Below are 15805 nucleotides of genomic sequence, written 5' to 3' on the forward strand. Positions count from 1 at the left end.
GATGGGCCGGCATCCGGCGCACTCCCGGCTTTCGATGCGGTCGGCCTTGCCTTAGGGTCGCCGGGCAGAAAGGAGATCGCCCATGGGTTCCCCGACCCTCTTCGTCCCATTCGACCTCTCATCGATCGAACCGGAGGACGGCTCCCCCGATCCGGACCGGATCGTCAAGGGCGAGCCGCGCACCCGGACGTGGGTGGTGGAGGAGCATGACGACGGCGCCACCGTCACGGGCATCTGGGAATCGACCCCCGGGTCCTGGCGGGTCTCCTATGACGAATGGGAGTTCTGCTCGATCCTGTCCGGGGTGACGATCCTCCACGAGGACGGCGCCGTCACGCCCCATGTTCTGCGGGAGGGCGACACCTTCGTGATCCGTCCCGGCTTCAGCGGCATCTGGGAGGTGGTCGAGACCACGCGCAAGATGTTCGTGGTGCGCCTGCCCTGAACCGGCGGCCGTACCGATCGCGGCGTTGTACCGTCGGGCCGCTCGGGTCTAAAAGGGGTGTTCCGCCGTCGTCCGGCGGCGGAGGAGAAGGTTCGACATGCAATTGGACAGGATCGAAGACGCGGTGGCGGCCATCGCCGCCGGCGAGCTGGTGGTGGTGGTCGACGATACGGACCGGGAGAACGAGGGCGACCTGATCATGGCGGCCGCCCGCGCGACGCCCGAGAAGATGGCCTTCATGATCCGCCACACCAGCGGCATCATCTGCGTGCCGATGACCGGCGACCGGGCCGACCGCCTGAACCTGCCGCCCATGGTGGCGAACAATCTCGATCCGCTGCGGACGGCCTTCACGGTCAGCGTCGACTACCGGGTCGGCATGACGACGGGCATATCGGCAGACGAGCGCACCAACACGGTGCGGGCACTCGCCAACGACAACACCGCCGCGACGGATTTCCTGCGGCCGGGTCACATCTTCCCGCTGATCGCGCGCGCCGGCGGCGTGCTCACCCGCTCCGGGCATACGGAAGCCGGCGTGGACCTCGCCCAGATGGCCGGCCTGCCGCCCGTGGGCGTCCTCGCCGAGGTGGTGAACGACGACGGCACCGTGAAGCGCCTGCACGAGCTGGTGCCCTTCGCCCGCGAGCATGGCCTGAAGATCGTGTCGATCGAGGACCTCATCGCCTATCGGATCCGCACCGAGCGGTTCGCCGAGAAGGTGGTGTCCCGCGAGATGACGATCGGAGGCCTCAACGCCAAGGTCTGCGCCTATCGAACCCCCTTCGACCCGATGCAGCACGTGGTGGCGGTGTTCGGCGACGTGGCTGCCGGGGACGACGTGCCCTGCCGGATCCACCGGGAGCAGCCCGCCCTCGACCTCCTCGACCGGATGGAGGGGCAGCGGACCTGGGTGGACGCGGCGGTGGACGTGTTCAAGCGCGAAGGCGGCCGCGGGATTCTGATGTTCCTGCGCACGCCCGTGGTGGAGGACCTCCTGGACGACGCGGAACCCAAGAAGGACGGCGTGGACGGAGAGCGGCACGGCAGCGCCATCCGGCGCATGCAGCGCTGGCGTGAGATCGGGATCGGCGCCCAGATCCTGCGGGACCTCGGGATCCGCTCCATCGCCATCGTGTCCACCCGCGAGCGGAGCTATGTGGGTCTGGCGGGCTTCGGCATCGAGGTCAGCCGCACGATCATGGTGTCGGATTGAGCAAGGCGGTGGCTCGCGCCCGTCCGGGCGGCGCGCGCGGCGCCCGGACGTGAGGACGCCGCGCGGAGGGATCCCGCGCGACGTCGCCGCGTTCGCGGCGGTGGGTTCCGGCCCGGCGCTTCGAGGCGGCGCCGATAGCCTCAGGCGGCCAGCAGCTGCGCCACGAAGCGCTGGAGGCCGGCCTTGAGCTCGCCCGCCTCGCGGCCGAGGGACCGGGCCTGGTCCACCACGCGCGCGGCCGCCTCGTCGGTGGTGCCGACGGCGGAGCGCACGTCGGAGATGTTCACGCTCACGGTGGAGGTCCCCTGCGCGGCGTTCTGGGCCGACCGGGCGATCGCGCTCGTGGCGGCCGACTGCTGCTCGATCGCCATGGCGACCGAACTCACCGCCTCGCCGATCTCCCCGACCACGCCCCGGATCCGGGTGATCGCGTCCACGGCGGTGCCGGTGGCGCTGCGCATGGCGGCGATCTGGGCGCCGATCTCCTCGGTGGCCTTGGCGGTCTGGCCCGCGAGGCTCTTCACCTCGCCGGCCACCACGGCGAAGCCGCGGCCCGCATCGCCCGCCCGGGCGGCCTCGATGGTGGCGTTGAGGGCAAGGAGATTGGTCTGCTCGGCGATGGACTGGATGATGTCCACCACCGTGCCGATCCGCGTGGCGGTCGCCGAGAGGGACTTCACGATGTTGGTCGTCGACTGGGCGTGACGGTCGGCATCGCCGGCGATCTGCCCGGAGCGGCCGATCAGGTCCGACACCTCCCGGATGGACGCGAAGAGCTCGTCGGACGACGCCGCGACGGACCGGACGTCGCCGCTGGCCGCCGCCGACGCATCCGCCACCGTGCCGGAGCGTTCGCGGGCCTGCTGGGCGAGCTTCGCCATGTGGCCGGCAGACTGTTCAAGGTCGTCGGCCGCCTCGGCCACCTTGGCGACCACCGAGCCGACGCGCTCCTCGAATTCGCGGGCGAGCGACTCGGTCATGGCGCGCCGCTCGGCTTCCCGCTGGCGCCGCTCGACCTCGGCCACCTCGGCTCGCCGACGGGCCTGCTCATGGGTCATCTCGCGGATCTGCTCCACAGCCCGGGCGATCTCGCCGATCTCGTCCTTGCGATGACGCCCGGCGATCTCCTCGTCCACCGTGCCGCTGGCCATGCCGCGAAGCGCACCGGTGAGGGTGGCGATCGGGGCCGTGATGGACCGGGCCACCAGCCAGCCGAGCACCACGGTCGCGAGCGCGATCACCGCGGCGGCGAAGATGAGCGACCGCTTCATCTCGGCCGCCGCCGCGAAGGCCTCCTCGGTGGCCTGGATGGCGTAGACGGTCCAGGCCTGCCCGAGGAAGGTGACCGGCTTGCCGAGCGCCATGTGCGTCCGGCCATCCTGGGTGACCTCGACGAGGGCGCCGGCCGCGTCGCGCCCGACCTCCAGGCCGAGCTCGGAGGCGGGCGAACCGGCCTTGACCCGGCCGAGCGGCGGGTTGGACCGCAGCAGGCCGTCGGGACCGACCGCGAAGGTCTCCCCGGTCGCGCCGAGGCCGCTGCGGACGGACATGACCGTGTCCAGGATGGCGGGCGTCAGGCGGATCACCACGTAGCCGGCGCGCAGGGTCTCCTGCGCGGCGTTCATGGCGGCGTTGCTCCTGCGGAACACGGCGTGGCCGAAGAAGGCCGAGGTCTCGCCGCCGGCAGCCGCATAAGGGGCGAAATCGACGAAGCTTTCCGAGCCGTCGCCGGCTTTCAGGGCACTGAAGAGCGTCTCCAGGCCGCTGCCGGCCAGGGTGGGGGCGCTCAGGGGAGCGGCGAAGTCGGAGCGCTTGGCGACCGAGTAGATCACCCGGCCATTGGGGTCGAGCAGCAGGATGTCCGCATAGCCGCCACGCTCCATGGCGTCCACCATGGACGCGTGGACCTTGGCGTGGCGGAAGCCGTACATGGTCTTGGAGTCGCCGCCGTCGCGGGCCATGCGTTCGGCGTCGGTGCCGGAGGCGAAATAGGCCTTGGTGGCCTCGAACTCATTCGGGTTCAGTTCGAGGTTCTTCTCCAGCTCCGGCAGGCTGGAGGACACGACCGGCGTGGTCGCGAGGGTGTCGAGGTCGGCGCGGATCCGCTCCACGGTGAGCGCCAGGAGCCCGGCCCGGGCGTCGGCGGCCAGGGACAGCCGTTCGACGGCCGCCTCGTCCAAACCCTTCTGGGCGCCCATCCAGCCGATCGCCCCCATGACGGCCGCGCAACCGAGCGCGAGGCCCACCAGGGCCACGGGCAACCGCATCTTCAACGTCGACATCATGTCCCCACACCCGACGCTTGGAATTTCTATGTCGCGCCGAGTATGGGACCCGTTCCCTTGAGAAGGGCTTAATGGAATCGCGCTTTCCGATCCGTGCGCGATCTGTCGCGGCAGTCTTGTTGGTTGTAGGCGGGCTCTGGCCATGATCTCGTCGAGGATAGGCGCGCGCGACGCCTTGGATATGCCTGCCTCATACGTCAAAAAGCCGCAGCTGGCATTCACCGGCTGCGGCTTTCATCTTGATCTGTTCTTCAGCGACGATCAGTCGAGGACGCTGATCTGGACCGCTTCACGCCCCTTCGGGGTTTCGACGATCTTCATCGAGACGCGCTGGCCATCGGCGAGCGGGCCCATTCCGGCAGCCTGGAGCACCGAAATGTGCACGAACACGTCCTTGCCGCCGTCTTCGCCGGCGACGAAGCCGAAGCCCTTCTCCGGGTTGAACCACTTGACGACGCCGTCGAGCGGGATGGCGGAGGACATGTCCACGGACCGGCGCGGCGGGCGCGGGCTGCCGAAGCCGCCGCCACCACCACCGCCACCGCCGAAGCCGCCACGGTCGCCGTAGCCGCCGCCACCGCCGAAGCCGCCGGCGCGGGGCGCGGCCGGACGCGGACGGAACTGCTGCGGCTGAGCGGTGGTCTCGTCGACCTCGACGACCTTGACGACCTGCTTGCCCTTGGCGCCCTGGGCCACCTGGACCTTCAGGGTCGCGCCCGGGGGCACGCTGTCACGGCCAATGGCCTGGAGCTGGCCGATGTGGAGGAATGCGTCGCCCGACCCGTCGGACAACGACGTGAACCCGAAGCCCTTCTCCGGATTGAACCAGGACACCGTGGCGTCGACCACGGGACCTGCCGGCGGCGCACTGTCGAACGGCGACGGACCGCCGAACGAACGCGACGGACGCTCAGGCCGTATGTCGAAAGACGGCATCACGTCGTCATCAAATCCGCCGCGCCGCCGCGACGGGCGGAAGTCCTTACCCTTACCCATTCTGCTCTTCTCGTCTCCGCCAATGTAAAGCTCGGAAACGACGTCTGCGGAGCATACGTCGATCCAGTGTGTTTCCAGAGCCTTCTGCGCCGATTTCGTATTCTTTAAAGCCCGGCTTCAAACCTTGACGGGACTCAACGCCCGGGCTCGACCGCATTCCAGAACCGCTCCTACCCTATAGTCTTAGCACACTCCGGCCGCGAAGAGCCCACGGTTTTTTGAGGACTCGCCGCCACGGCGCGGTTTTTTTTGAGCTGCGCAGGCTGAAAGCGCACTCTGTGCGGCGCACCGCCTTGCATTCGCCACAGCGGACGCGATTCGGCCGGACGATTGTATGCACTTCCCGCGACATTCCTGACGCAATGATCGAACGATCGGCGGCCGCGGCGAACCTCCATGCGGCCGCCTCGCGAGAACCGGGCGGCCGGCGCCTCCGGCGGCCGGCGCCGGGGCGTTGCGCCTGACCGCTCGAGCCTCCCCGAGGCGGCGGGAGCGAGGGCCGGCGGCGTCTTTGACACCGCAGCCAAAGCCTATAGGCTGGCCGCTTCCCTTTCCGTGTCGCGAGGTTCCGTCATGTCCGTCGTCGCCATCAAACCCGGCATCAGTGACGCCGAATGGGCCGCGCGGGTGGAGTTGGCCGCCTGCTATCGCCTGCTTGCCCACTTCCGGATGACCGACCTCATCTACACCCACGCCACCGTGCGCGTGCCCGACGAGCCCGGGCGCTTCCTGATCAACCCCTATGGCTGGCGATGGGACGAGATCACGGCGTCGTCGCTCGTGAAGATCGACGTGGACGGCAACAAGGTGGAGGACCGCACGGAGCGGGTGAACCCGGCCGGCTTCACGATCCACAGCGCCGTCCACATGAGCCGCCACGACGCCGCCTGCGTGATTCATACGCACACGCGCGCCGGCATGGCGGTGTCGGCCCTCAAGGAGGGCCTGCTGCCGATCAGCCAGATCGCCATGCAGTACCACGGCCGGGTCGGCTACCACGCCTATGAGGGAATCGCGCTGGACCTCGACGAGCGCGAGCGGATCATCGCGGATCTCGGCGAGAAGCCGGTCCTCGTCCTGCGCAACCACGGCCTGCTGACGGTCGGCCGCACGGTCGCGGAGGCCTTCAGCCACATGTTCTACGTCAACCTCGCCTGCGAGGTGCAGATTTCTGCCCAGTCCACCGGCGCGGAACTGGACGTGCCGCCGCTCGCCGTGGCCGAACGGGTCGGCCGCCAGTTCGACCAGATGGCGTTCGACGACGGCGACCTGCTGCTGGAGTGGGCCGCCCACCTGCGGCTCCTGGACAAGCTGGATCCGAGCTACAGGACCTGACGCCGGCAGGGGGGCCGTCCCGGCGCTGACGGACGAAGACGGGGCGGCTCCGGATGGGGCCGCCCCTCTTCGTCGCCGACGCCGGAGTTGAGCGCGATCAGGCGGCCGCGACCTTGGCCTTCTGCCGCCGGCGCAGGATCTCATAGCCGACGGCGAACAGGATGGTGACGACGATCAGGATGAGGGCGAGGGCGTTGACCGCCGGCGTCAGGCCGGTGCGCACCTTGGAGGCGATGTAGACCGTGAGGGTCGTTTCGGTGCCGCGGGTGAAGAGCGTCGTGTTGTAGTTCTCGAACGACTGGAAGAAGGCCAGCACGGCGCCGGCCAGGATGGCCGGCCGGAGATAGGGGAACAGGATCTTGCGGAAGACCTGGGTGTGGCTCGCCCCGAGGTCGAGAGCGGCCTCCTCCAGGGTGCGGTCGAACCGCTGCAGGCGGGCGGACACCATCAGCATCACATAGGCGATGATGAAGCTCGACTGGCCGATGACGGCGAGGTGCAGACCTCCCTTCACGCCCAACCTGTCCCAGAAGACCAGAGTGGAGATACCGATGATGACGCCGGGCGTGAGCAGCGGCGAGACCATCACGGCATAGAGCAGGCTCCGGGCCCGCTTGTGCACGCCGTCGAGCAGCATGGCGGCGGCGACGCCGATCGGCACCGACACCGCGATCACGGCCGCGCCGACGATGAAGGACGAGCGCAGGCCCTGCCACATCTGGCGATCGTTCCAGAGCGCCACGAACCACTGCGTGGTGGTGCCGAGCCAGGGCGTGACGGTCGGGAAGCGGCTGGTGTTGAAGGTGGCGAACGCCATCACGGCGAGCGGCGCAAGGAGATAGAAGAAGAAGATCCCCAGATAGACGCGCATCAGCACGTCGGCGCCGGTGAGACGGTTCATGGGCGCCCTCCTCACTTGGCGATGTCGGCGAGGCCGACCCGGAACACGCGCATCACCAGCATGATGAAGCCGACGCACAGGGTGAGCAGGATGAAGGCGTAGGCGGAGCCGCGCGGCCAGTCCTGCCCCTCGAAGAACCAGACGTAGATGGTTTCGGTGAACCACCGGGTGCCGGGCGAGCCGAGAAGGGCCGGCACGATGTAGGAACTCGCCGCCAGAACGAACACCATGATGCAGCCGACCGCGATGCCGGGCTTGGCGTGGGGAATCACGATGCGCCGGTGGATCTGCCACGTGGGAGCGCCGAGGTCGCGCGCCGCCTCCACCTGGTTGGTGTCCAGGGTCTCGATGGCGTTGATGAGCGGGAACATCATGAAGAGCAGGAAGGCGTAGGTCATGCCGATGATGACGCCGCCGCTGCCGGACAGCCAGCGCACCGGCTTCTCCAGGATGCCGACGCCGAGGAGGACGGCGTTGAGCGGCCCCTGGTAGGCGAGGATGATGTACCAGGCGAAGGTGCGCAGGATCTCGTTGATCCAGAACGGGATGATCAGGAGCAGGATCATCAGGGCGGCGCGCCGGGGCGGCGCCACCTTGGCCACGTGCCAGGCGATCGGGTAGCAGACCACGAGCGAGACGAGCGTGACGAGCGACGCGCCCCAGATGGTGCGGACGAAGACCTTGAAGTCGTTCGGAAAGGTCCAGGTGGCGAGGTCGACCCCGCGGAAGAGGGCCGCGTAGTTGGCGATCGTGTAGTAGTCCTCCGGCCCGCCGCGCTTGGTGACGGGCAGGTTGGGATGGAAGGAATACTCCACCATCACGAGGGCCGGCAGGACGACCATGACCACCAGCCAGATGGCCGCGGTGCCGATCATGAAGAGGGTGATGGGCCAGCCGTAGCGGCGCAGGAGGTCGGACACCGGCCTACTCCTTCGCCATCTCGCCGGCGGCAAGGATCCGGGCGTGGGCCGGATCGAAGCTGACGGCGACCGCGGCGCCCCGGTCGAAGGCCGGGATGCGGCCGTCATTGGAAAGCTGGACCAGCATGGGCCGGCCGCCCTCCACGATCGGCTCGAGGGCCACGTTCACGAAGTTGCCCTCGAAATCCACGTGGCTGACGGGCCGCGTCACCGTGTTCGGCCCGTCCGCGCCGGCGCCGAGCCGCATGCGTTCGGGGCGCACGAAGAGGAGCACGGATGCGCCGGGAGCGAGGTCTCCCGCCACCCGTGCGCGGAGCGGGCCGGTCGGCGTCTCCACCGTGCCGACGCCGCCCGAGACGGCGGCGAGACGGCCGGCGAACACGTTGTTCTCGCCGACGAAGGTGGCGACGAACGGCGTCGCCGGCTCGTCGTAGATGGCGTGGGACAGGCCGACCTGGTCGATCCGCCCGCGGGACATGACGCCCACCCGGTCCGACATGGTGAGGGCTTCGCCCTGGTCGTGGGTGATGTAGATGAAGGTGAGGCCGGTGCGTCGCTGGATCGCCCGAAGCTCGGTGCGCATGTGCTGGCGGAGCTTCAGGTCGAGGGCGGAGAGCGGCTCGTCGAGGAGCATGACCTGCGGCTCCACCGCCAGAGCCCGCGCGATGGCGACGCGCTGCTTCTGACCGCCGGAGAGCTGCTCGATGCGCTTGTCGGCGCTGTCCGGCAGCGCGATGAGCTCGAGGAGCTCCATGGCGCGCTTGCGCCGGACGGAGCGGTCGACGCCGCGCATCTCCAGGCCGAAGGCGATGTTGTCCGCCACCGTCATCATGGGGAAGAGCGCGAGGTTCTGGAAGATGAGCGCGGTCGGCCGCCGGTTCGGGCCGATGCCGGCCATGTTCTCGCCGCCGATCAGGATCCGGCCGGCGCTCGGCTCCATGAAGCCGGAGATCATGCGCAGGATGGTGGTCTTGCCGCAGCCGGACGGACCGAGGAAGGAGAAGAACTCGCCCGCTCTTATGTCGAGGGATACGTCGTCCACCGCGGTGAAGTCGCCGAACCGCATGGTCACACGGTCGAGTTTTACATCACGGCTCATCAGTCCCCCGGCAGTCGATCGGACACACTGGACGCATCAGGTTACGCATCAGGTTACGCGGCGGGCCTGCGCGCCCAAAAAGCATGCAGTCGCCATATGGAAATCCGGCGCGCCGCCCCACGGAGAGGACCGGCGCGCCGGAGAGGAATCAGGCTCGGATCACCGCGACGACAAGGTGCGGTGAGAGATCCGCCAGCGCGGCCATGCGGGCCCGTTGCCGCTGGCGGATGTCGTCTAGCAAGGTTCAGGCCGAGACGAACTTCGTCGCATACTCGGTGCGCTTGGCGATGAACCAGGCCGGCTGCTCCGGCCACCACCACAGCTTGGAGAGCGCGTCGCCCGGATAGGCGGCTTCGAAGAAGGCCTTGGCCTCCGGCGAGAGCTTGTCCACCGCGCCCTTGGCCACCGGATTGGCGCCATAGGCGGTCGCCCACAGGGCGGCGCCTTCGGGGCTGTTGATCCAGTTCACCCAGGCGTTGGCCTGCTCGACGTTCTTGGCGCCCTTCATGAGCACGAAGTTCTGCGCCCACGCGATGGCGCCTTCCTTCGGGGCGAGGTAGCCGATCGGCAGGCCTTCCTTGGCGAGGGCGGCGGCGGACGTGTCCCAGTTGAAGCCGATCACGCAGCCGTTGGTGCGGAAGGCGCCCTGGGCCTCGTTCTCGTTGGACCAGAACTGGGCGATGTTCGGCCGCTTGGAGACGGCGAACTCCAGGACCTTGTCCCAGATGGCCACCATCTTGGTCTCGTCCGAATAGCCCTCGACGAACGGGTGCGGCAGCTGGCCCTGGGCTTCCAGGTAGCGGCCGGCGGCGGCGAGACCGGAGTGGCCGCGCAGCGTCAGGCGGCCGGCATACTTGTCGTCGAACAGGTCGCCGAGCGAGGCGGTGCCGTATTCGAGCGGCGCCTCGTCGCGGTTGAAGGTCAGCGCCTCGGTGCCCCAGATCGTGGGCGAGGCCATCAGCTTGCCGTCCTTCATGGCGGTGAGGAACGACGGCTCGATGTTGTCGGCGCCGATCTTGGCCGGGTCCCACGGCTGGATGAAGTCGTTGTCGATCCAGTTGGACAGGCGGTCGGAGGTCGGCTCGGAAATGTCGAAGTCGCCGTTGGTGGCGCCGCCGGTCTGCGCCTGGGCGAGGAACTCGTCCTGGCTGCCGAGGCCGGTGAAGTTCACCTTGATGCCGGTCGCGCCCTCGAAGGTGTCGAACACGCTCTGGAAGGTGTCGTAGCCGGCCCAGCCGAGGAAGTTCAGTTCGCCCGACGATGCGAGGGACGAGCGCACGATGGCCGGCGCCGCAAGCGCCAAGGCGCCGGTCGCGGCAGCGCCCTTCATCAGCGATCTGCGGGTCAGGCCAGTGGTGTGAGATTTCGCCATATTACGCTCCCCTTCGGCTAGGATCCGCCCGCCAGTTTCGGTTAGGCTTTTCAAAGTGGCGGGCCGACAGTGAATGCCATCCGGATATGAAAGAAAAGCGACAGAATTGACGATCCTAAACCCCGTCGTTTTCGTGCAACCGCGATGACGGGTTCGATCAACTCCGCTTGCGCTTGAAGTCTTTCAGGATTTCCCGCGCCGCGTTGTGGCCCGGGATGCCGGAGACGCCGCCGCCGGGGTGCATGGACGAGCCGCAGATGTAGAGACCGGCGATCGGCGTGCGATAGTCGGCGTAGCCGGACACCGGCCGCTGGAAGAACAGCTGGTCGGTCGAAAGCTCGCCGTGGAAGATGTGTCCTTGGGGCAGGCCGACGATCCGCTCGATATCCGGTGCGACGAGGAGCTGCGCCTCGATCACGTCGTTGGAGAAGCCCGGCGCGAACTGCTCGATGGTGTCGAACACCGTCTTCCTGAAATTCTCCTTCTCGGTCGCCCAGTCGCCGCCCTTCAGCTCGTACGGGGCATGGCCGCCGAAGAAGTTCACCACGTGCTTGCCGGGCGGCGCCAGGGTGTCGTCCACGATGGTGGGTACCACCGGCGTCAGGAACGGCCGCTGCGAGTACCAGCCGTACTTGGCGTCGTCATAGGCCCGCTCCAGGTAGTCGATGTCCGGGGCGATGTGCATGTAGGTCGGATAGGAAAAGCTCCCGATCGCGCCGTCGCGCTTCACCCGGTCGAGGATCTTGTACTGGGGCGGGCGTTCGCAGGCGACGTTCATCTTGAAGGCGGTGCCGAAGGTCCGGTAGCCCTTGATCTCGCGGATCACCTCCTCGGGCAGGTGCTTCTCGCCGACGAGGTCGAGATAGAGCGTGCGCGCGGAGGCGTTGGACGCGATCACCTTGGCCCGGTAGACGTCGCCGGCGGCGGTGGTCACCTCGGTGGCGCGGCCGTTGACGACGCGGATCTCCTTGATGTCGGCGTTCGTCACGATGGTGACGCCCTGCTCGGTGGCGGCCGAGGCGAGCGCCTTGGTGATCGAGCCCATGCCGCCCTTGATGAAGCCCCAGCCGCCCGCGCCTTCATGCTCGCCCATGATGTGATGCATGATCACGTAGGCGGAGCCCGGCGTCTTCGGGCCGGCGAAGGTGCCGATGGACGCGTAGTAGGCGAGCACCGCCATGACGCGCTCGTCCTCGAACCACTCGCGCAGGAAGTCGTAGGCCGACATGGTCATCATGTCGACGATCCGGTACATCTTCCGGCCGACCTTGCGGTACTTCCACAGGAATTCCGCCCCCTCCCGGAAGGTGCGCCAGTCGCGCCGGGCCGGATCGATCGGCGTGTCGAAGAGGATCTGCCGAACGATCCTGGTCGCCTCCTGCAGATAGGCGTCGAACGCCGGGTAGGCGGCGGCATCCTTGGCCGAGAACTTGGCGAAGGAGGCCTGGGTCTTCTTCATGTCGTCGGAGAAGACGATGTAGTCGTCGTCGGAGACCGGCGACACCATGTCGGAACAGGGAAGCACCTCCAGGCCGTGCCGCTTCAGGTCGAAGTCGCGGATGATCCGCGGGTGCAGAAGGCTCATCAGGTAGGAGAAGATGGAGGCCCGGAACCCGGGCGCGATCTCCTCCGTGACGGCGGCGCCGCCGACGATCGACCGGCGCTCCAGCACGGCCACCGTGAGGCCGGCCTTGGCAAGATAGTTGGCGCAGACGAGGCCGTTATGTCCGGCGCCGATGATGACGGCGTCGAAGGATCGGGTGGTGGGGCTCGGGACGGCGGACATGGTCAAGGCACTCCGGACGACGTGTCGGGCGATCGGATCGGGCAGGCCGCCGGGCGGCGGCCGGTGGTCGGCGTGACCGCCGGGCGGCGGCCGGTGGTCGGCGGGACCGCCGGGCGGCGGCCGGTGGTCGGCGGGACCGCCGGGCGGCGGCGGCCGGATCAGTAGGACGGGGGCGTCACGGCCCAGAGCACCACGGTCTCCTTGGACCCCGGGTTGCCGTAGCGGTGGGGCCGGGTGGACGCGAACCCGAAACTGTCGCCGGCGGCGAGCCGGTGGTGGACGCCGTCGACCACGAGGTCGAGCGTGCCGGCCAGCACGTAGCCCGCCTCCTCGCCCTCGTGGGCATAGGGCTCGTCGCCGCTGGTGGACCCGGGGGCCAGGCGGCAGAGGAGGAGTTCCAGGGCGCCGTCCAGGGAGGGCGACAGGAGTTCGTCGAAGATGCCGCCGCTGTAGTCGAGCCGCTTGCGGCCGTCCCGGCGCACCACGATCCCGTCCTCCGCCGCCGCGCCGTCGTCGCGGAAGAAGAAGCCGACGGTCACGCCGAGGGCCGTCGCGATGAGGTGCAAGGCCTTGACGCTCGGCTCCGACAGGCCGCGCTCCACCTGGCTGAGAAGGCCGATGGAGAGGCCGGTCTCCTCCGACAGGCGGGTCAGCGTCATGTCGCGGGCCTGGCGCAGCGCGCGGATCTCCGAGCCGAGACGCCGGCCGAGCGCCTCGGCGCTTTCCTGAACCTCGACCGAGCGGTCGGGGGCGGGACGAGGGACGGTCATGGTCCGGCTCCGGACCGGGACGCGGCGAACGGCACGCTCACTCGGCCGCCACCCGGCGCGGACCCGGACGCTCCAGCGCCTCCACGGCCATCCTGTCGAAGGCGATCACCGCGTGCTCCTGGGCCTTCGACAGCGCCCCGCGGGTGTAGACGCCCGCGTTCAGGTTCCGCTGCACGCCGGTGATGATGTCCAGGTCCTCGGTGATGATCTGGGCCGACCAATCCGCCGACTGCTGGTTGGCCTCGGCCTTCTCGGGGCTGACGTCTTCGAAGAAGTACCAGTTGATGTGCTTCAGCCGCCCCGGACCCATCGGCTCCACCGTCGCGATCGACGAGCCCCAGTCGTAGAGGTTCAGCATCAGGAAGGGGAAGCGGTAGAGATAGCAGCCCTGCGTCAGCCCCTCGGCCCGACCGGGCGCATGGAGGTGGAAGAGTTCGTGCTCCGGGTGGACGTCGATCGCGTAGCGGTCGATGTCGAGCGTGGCGCAGAGGCCGGGGTGCATGGCCCGGCAGTGATAGCATTCCAGGTAGTTCTCGCCGTAGGTCTTCCAGTCGACGTCGACCACCCGCTCCTTCTTGGTGAAGTAGTGCTGCTTCTCGATCGGGAAGGGCGCGGCGAAGTCGACCACCGGGCCGAGCCACTCGATCAGCGACGGGCCTTCCCGGCGGATGCGCACGAACACCAGGCCGCGCCATTCCTCGCAGTCGAGGGCGTAGAGGCCCCACTCGTCGGGGTCGAAGGTGGCGTCCTTGCCGAACTCGGCGGCCTTGTGGAGCGCGCCGTCGCGCTTGAAGCTCCAGGAGTGGTAGGGGCAGACGATCAGCTTGCCGCAGCGCCCCGCCTCTTCGCGAAGAAGCTCCGACGCGCGGTGGCGGCAGACATTGTGGAAGGCCCGCGCCTTGCCGTCGTCGCCGCGGATGACGAAGATGCTGTAGCCGGCGAGCTGGCCCGTCACATAGTCGCCCGGCTCGCGCAGACGCTCGGACCACGAGAAGAGAAGCCAGTTGGCCTCGAAGATCAGCTTGCGCTCGCGCGCGTAGCGCTCCTCGTCCCGATAGAAGGCCGCCGGCAGCGACCACTCCGCATCCCGTCCGATCCCTTCGATCATCTCACGTCCTCCCGCGCCGACCGGCGACCGTGGATTTCATGCTAATGAAAGACCGGATGGAGGCAAGCCTCTTTGTCGATCAATCGTTGCTGCACTCGCGAGCACGCTTCGGCTATGCAGCATGAACAATTGTCCGATATGGGCGACGGATGATGCCGGCCTCCACCGAACGGGGTTTCACCGTCGTGAAGGTCTCGGCGGTCACCGGTCCGCTGCCGCCTGGTCGACGAACCGCCGGATGCGCCGGCAGCCCTCCAGGAGGTCGTCGTCGTGGACCGCGAAGGAGAGCCGGACGTAGTCGACCAGGAGGTCGCTGAAGGCGGCGCCGTCTAGGACGGACACGCCCGTCGCCGCATAGAGCCGGGCCGCGAAGGCGGCCCCGGAGAGACCCGTGCGCGACACGTCCACCATCATGAACATGCCGGCGTCCGGGGTGGCGGCCCGAATCAGCGGCACCTCGGCGAGCGCCGCGGCGGCGAGATCGCGGCGGCGGCGGTAGATCGCCTTCATGTCCGCCTCGATGGCGCCGCCGCCGGCGAGCGCCGTGAGGGCCGCCTCCTGGATGAAGCCCGGCAGGCCGTAGAGCATGGCGACGGAGATGCGGGCGACGGCCTCGATCACGTCCGGCGGCGCCACCAGGAACCCGCAGCGCCAGCCGGTCATGGCGAACGCCTTGGAGAAGCTGCCGACCGACAGGAGGCGCGGCCGCAGGTCCGGCACGGAGGCGGCCGGCACGAAGGGCGCGTCGAAGGTGAGGTCGCCGTAGACCTCGTCAACCACGACCCAGAGATCGTGTTTCACCGCCACGGCGGCGATCGCCTCCAGGTCGGCCCGGGTGAACGAGACCCCCGTCGGATTGTTCGGGTTGGCGAAGGCGATCGCCTTGGTGTTCGGCCGCACGGCCGCCTCCAGCCGGCCGGCGTCGAGCCGGAACCCGGTTTCGGCCGGCTGGGTCACGTAGGTGACCGACGCTCCGGTCGCCTCGAAGGTGGCCGGATAGGTGACGTAGACCGGATCGAGCAGGAGCACGTGATCGCCCGGTTCCAGGAGCACCAGCGCCGACAGGAAGAGCGCGTTCTGGGCGCCGCTCGTCACCGCCACGTGGGCGGCGGTGACGCGGTCGCCGCTCATGCGGGCGTGGCGGGCGGCGAGCGCGTCCCGCAGCGAATCGCGGCCGAGGGTCTCGGTATAGTGGGTGTCGCCGGCCTTGAGGGCCGCCACGGCGGCGTCCACCACCGGGGCCGGCGTGTCCATGTCCGGGTCGCCCACGGACAGCACGATCACATCCTCGCCGCGGGCCTTGGCGGCCTTGGCGCGGGTATGCAGCACCCAGGCGTCGGCTCCCCGGCCGGAGGTGCGTTCGGTGATCTGCGACAAGCGGCGCGGCATGGAGGGTTCCGGGCGTGAGGATCGGCGGCGGACACGACGGTCGGCCGCGGCAAGGAGGCCGCACCGTCCCGACCCGCGGGCGTCTTGTCAACCGCCTCGCAGGCCGTTACGGCTCGCCCGGTGATCGTGCCGATGTCGGTTCTTTACGCCGCCGGCTGCGATGCGATGTTTCGCGTTCAATTT

13 protein-coding genes are annotated in these 15805 nt (G+C 68.7%); 3 read left to right on the forward strand and 10 right to left on the reverse strand.

What is annotated here, in order from left to right; all coding sequences use genetic code 11:
- Positions 1 to 82 precede the first annotated feature (82 nt).
- Together HND91_RS09730 and ribB are read left to right on the forward strand one after the other, a co-directional pair.
- Positions 83 to 445, forward strand: coding sequence for a cupin domain-containing protein (locus HND91_RS09730; RefSeq protein WP_181706358.1), 363 nt, complete (start codon positions 83 to 85; stop codon positions 443 to 445).
- Positions 446 to 542: 97 nt separating this feature from the next.
- Positions 543 to 1661 carry a 3,4-dihydroxy-2-butanone-4-phosphate synthase gene (ribB, locus tag HND91_RS09735; RefSeq protein WP_181706359.1) on the forward strand — a complete coding sequence of 373 codons (1119 nt, stop codon included), beginning with the start codon at positions 543 to 545 and terminating at the stop codon, positions 1659 to 1661.
- Between the two features lie 140 nt (positions 1662 to 1801).
- Here ribB and HND91_RS09740 read toward each other — a convergent pair whose 3' ends face one another.
- The gene (locus HND91_RS09740) at positions 1802 to 3946 is read right to left on the reverse strand and encodes a methyl-accepting chemotaxis protein (protein ID WP_181706360.1); all 2145 of its coding nucleotides are present in this window, start codon (positions 3944 to 3946) and stop codon (positions 1802 to 1804) included.
- A 261-nt stretch (positions 3947 to 4207) separates the two neighbouring features.
- The gene (locus tag HND91_RS23040) at positions 4208 to 4795 is read right to left on the reverse strand and encodes a cold-shock protein (protein WP_343057258.1); all 588 of its coding nucleotides are present in this window, start codon (positions 4793 to 4795) and stop codon (positions 4208 to 4210) included.
- A 720-nt stretch (positions 4796 to 5515) separates the two neighbouring features.
- On the opposite strand from HND91_RS23040, the gene HND91_RS09750 reads away from it, so the two are divergent.
- Complete coding sequence (locus HND91_RS09750; protein ID WP_181706362.1) at positions 5516 to 6277, forward strand: class II aldolase/adducin family protein; 762 nt, start codon at positions 5516 to 5518, stop codon at positions 6275 to 6277.
- A gap of 97 nt (positions 6278 to 6374) precedes the next feature.
- Here HND91_RS09750 and HND91_RS09755 read toward each other — a convergent pair whose 3' ends face one another.
- The 8 genes from HND91_RS09755 to HND91_RS09790 all read right to left on the reverse strand — a co-directional run bounded on the left by HND91_RS09755 (position 6375) and on the right by HND91_RS09790 (position 15622).
- On the reverse strand, positions 6375 to 7178 hold the full coding sequence (locus tag HND91_RS09755; RefSeq protein WP_181706363.1) for an ABC transporter permease: 804 nt from the start codon (positions 7176 to 7178) through the stop codon (positions 6375 to 6377).
- Between the two features lie 11 nt (positions 7179 to 7189).
- Complete coding sequence (locus HND91_RS09760) at positions 7190 to 8098, reverse strand: ABC transporter permease (protein ID WP_343057260.1); 909 nt, start codon at positions 8096 to 8098, stop codon at positions 7190 to 7192.
- Between the two features lie 4 nt (positions 8099 to 8102).
- The gene (locus HND91_RS09765) at positions 8103 to 9197 is read right to left on the reverse strand and encodes an ABC transporter ATP-binding protein (protein ID WP_181706364.1); all 1095 of its coding nucleotides are present in this window, start codon (positions 9195 to 9197) and stop codon (positions 8103 to 8105) included.
- 244 nt (positions 9198 to 9441) lie between these two features.
- On the reverse strand, positions 9442 to 10569 hold the full coding sequence (locus HND91_RS09770; protein WP_181706365.1) for an extracellular solute-binding protein: 1128 nt from the start codon (positions 10567 to 10569) through the stop codon (positions 9442 to 9444).
- A gap of 157 nt (positions 10570 to 10726) precedes the next feature.
- A complete protein-coding gene (locus HND91_RS09775; protein WP_181706366.1) occupies positions 10727 to 12355 on the reverse strand; it encodes a phytoene desaturase family protein in 1629 nt (542 codons plus the stop codon).
- Positions 12356 to 12513: 158 nt separating this feature from the next.
- Complete coding sequence (locus tag HND91_RS09780) at positions 12514 to 13125, reverse strand: cupin domain-containing protein (protein ID WP_181706367.1); 612 nt, start codon at positions 13123 to 13125, stop codon at positions 12514 to 12516.
- Positions 13126 to 13162: 37 nt separating this feature from the next.
- Entirely contained in the window at positions 13163 to 14233 is a 1071-nt protein-coding gene (locus HND91_RS09785) for an aromatic ring-hydroxylating oxygenase subunit alpha (protein WP_181706368.1), read from the reverse strand.
- A 201-nt stretch (positions 14234 to 14434) separates the two neighbouring features.
- On the reverse strand, positions 14435 to 15622 hold the full coding sequence (locus HND91_RS09790; RefSeq protein ID WP_181706369.1) for a pyridoxal phosphate-dependent aminotransferase: 1188 nt from the start codon (positions 15620 to 15622) through the stop codon (positions 14435 to 14437).
- Positions 15623 to 15805: the final 183 nt, after the last annotated feature.

This window comes from Chthonobacter rhizosphaerae (assembly GCF_013839525.1).
Classification (GTDB): Bacteria; Pseudomonadota; Alphaproteobacteria; order Rhizobiales; family Pleomorphomonadaceae; genus Chthonobacter; species Chthonobacter rhizosphaerae.

Excerpts from the sequence above, each read along its gene's own strand:
- ribB (WP_181706359.1), top strand. The coding sequence starts at position 543 with ATGCAATTGGACAGGATCGAAGACGCGGTGGCGGCCATCGCCGCCGGC.
- HND91_RS09765 (WP_181706364.1), bottom strand. The coding sequence starts at position 9,197 with ATGAGCCGTGATGTAAAACTCGACCGTGTGACCATGCGGTTCGGCGAC.
- HND91_RS09730 (WP_181706358.1), top strand. The coding sequence starts at position 83 with ATGGGTTCCCCGACCCTCTTCGTCCCATTCGACCTCTCATCGATCGAA.
- HND91_RS09750 (WP_181706362.1), top strand. The coding sequence starts at position 5,516 with ATGTCCGTCGTCGCCATCAAACCCGGCATCAGTGACGCCGAATGGGCC.
- HND91_RS09785 (WP_181706368.1), bottom strand. The coding sequence starts at position 14,233 with ATGATCGAAGGGATCGGACGGGATGCGGAGTGGTCGCTGCCGGCGGCC.
- HND91_RS09740 (WP_181706360.1), bottom strand. The coding sequence starts at position 3,946 with ATGATGTCGACGTTGAAGATGCGGTTGCCCGTGGCCCTGGTGGGCCTC.
- HND91_RS09775 (WP_181706366.1), bottom strand. The coding sequence starts at position 12,355 with ATGTCCGCCGTCCCGAGCCCCACCACCCGATCCTTCGACGCCGTCATC.
- HND91_RS09755 (WP_181706363.1), bottom strand. The coding sequence starts at position 7,178 with ATGAACCGTCTCACCGGCGCCGACGTGCTGATGCGCGTCTATCTGGGG.
- HND91_RS09790 (WP_181706369.1), bottom strand. The coding sequence starts at position 15,622 with ATGCCGCGCCGCTTGTCGCAGATCACCGAACGCACCTCCGGCCGGGGA.
- HND91_RS09780 (WP_181706367.1), bottom strand. The coding sequence starts at position 13,125 with ATGACCGTCCCTCGTCCCGCCCCCGACCGCTCGGTCGAGGTTCAGGAA.
- HND91_RS09770 (WP_181706365.1), bottom strand. The coding sequence starts at position 10,569 with ATGGCGAAATCTCACACCACTGGCCTGACCCGCAGATCGCTGATGAAG.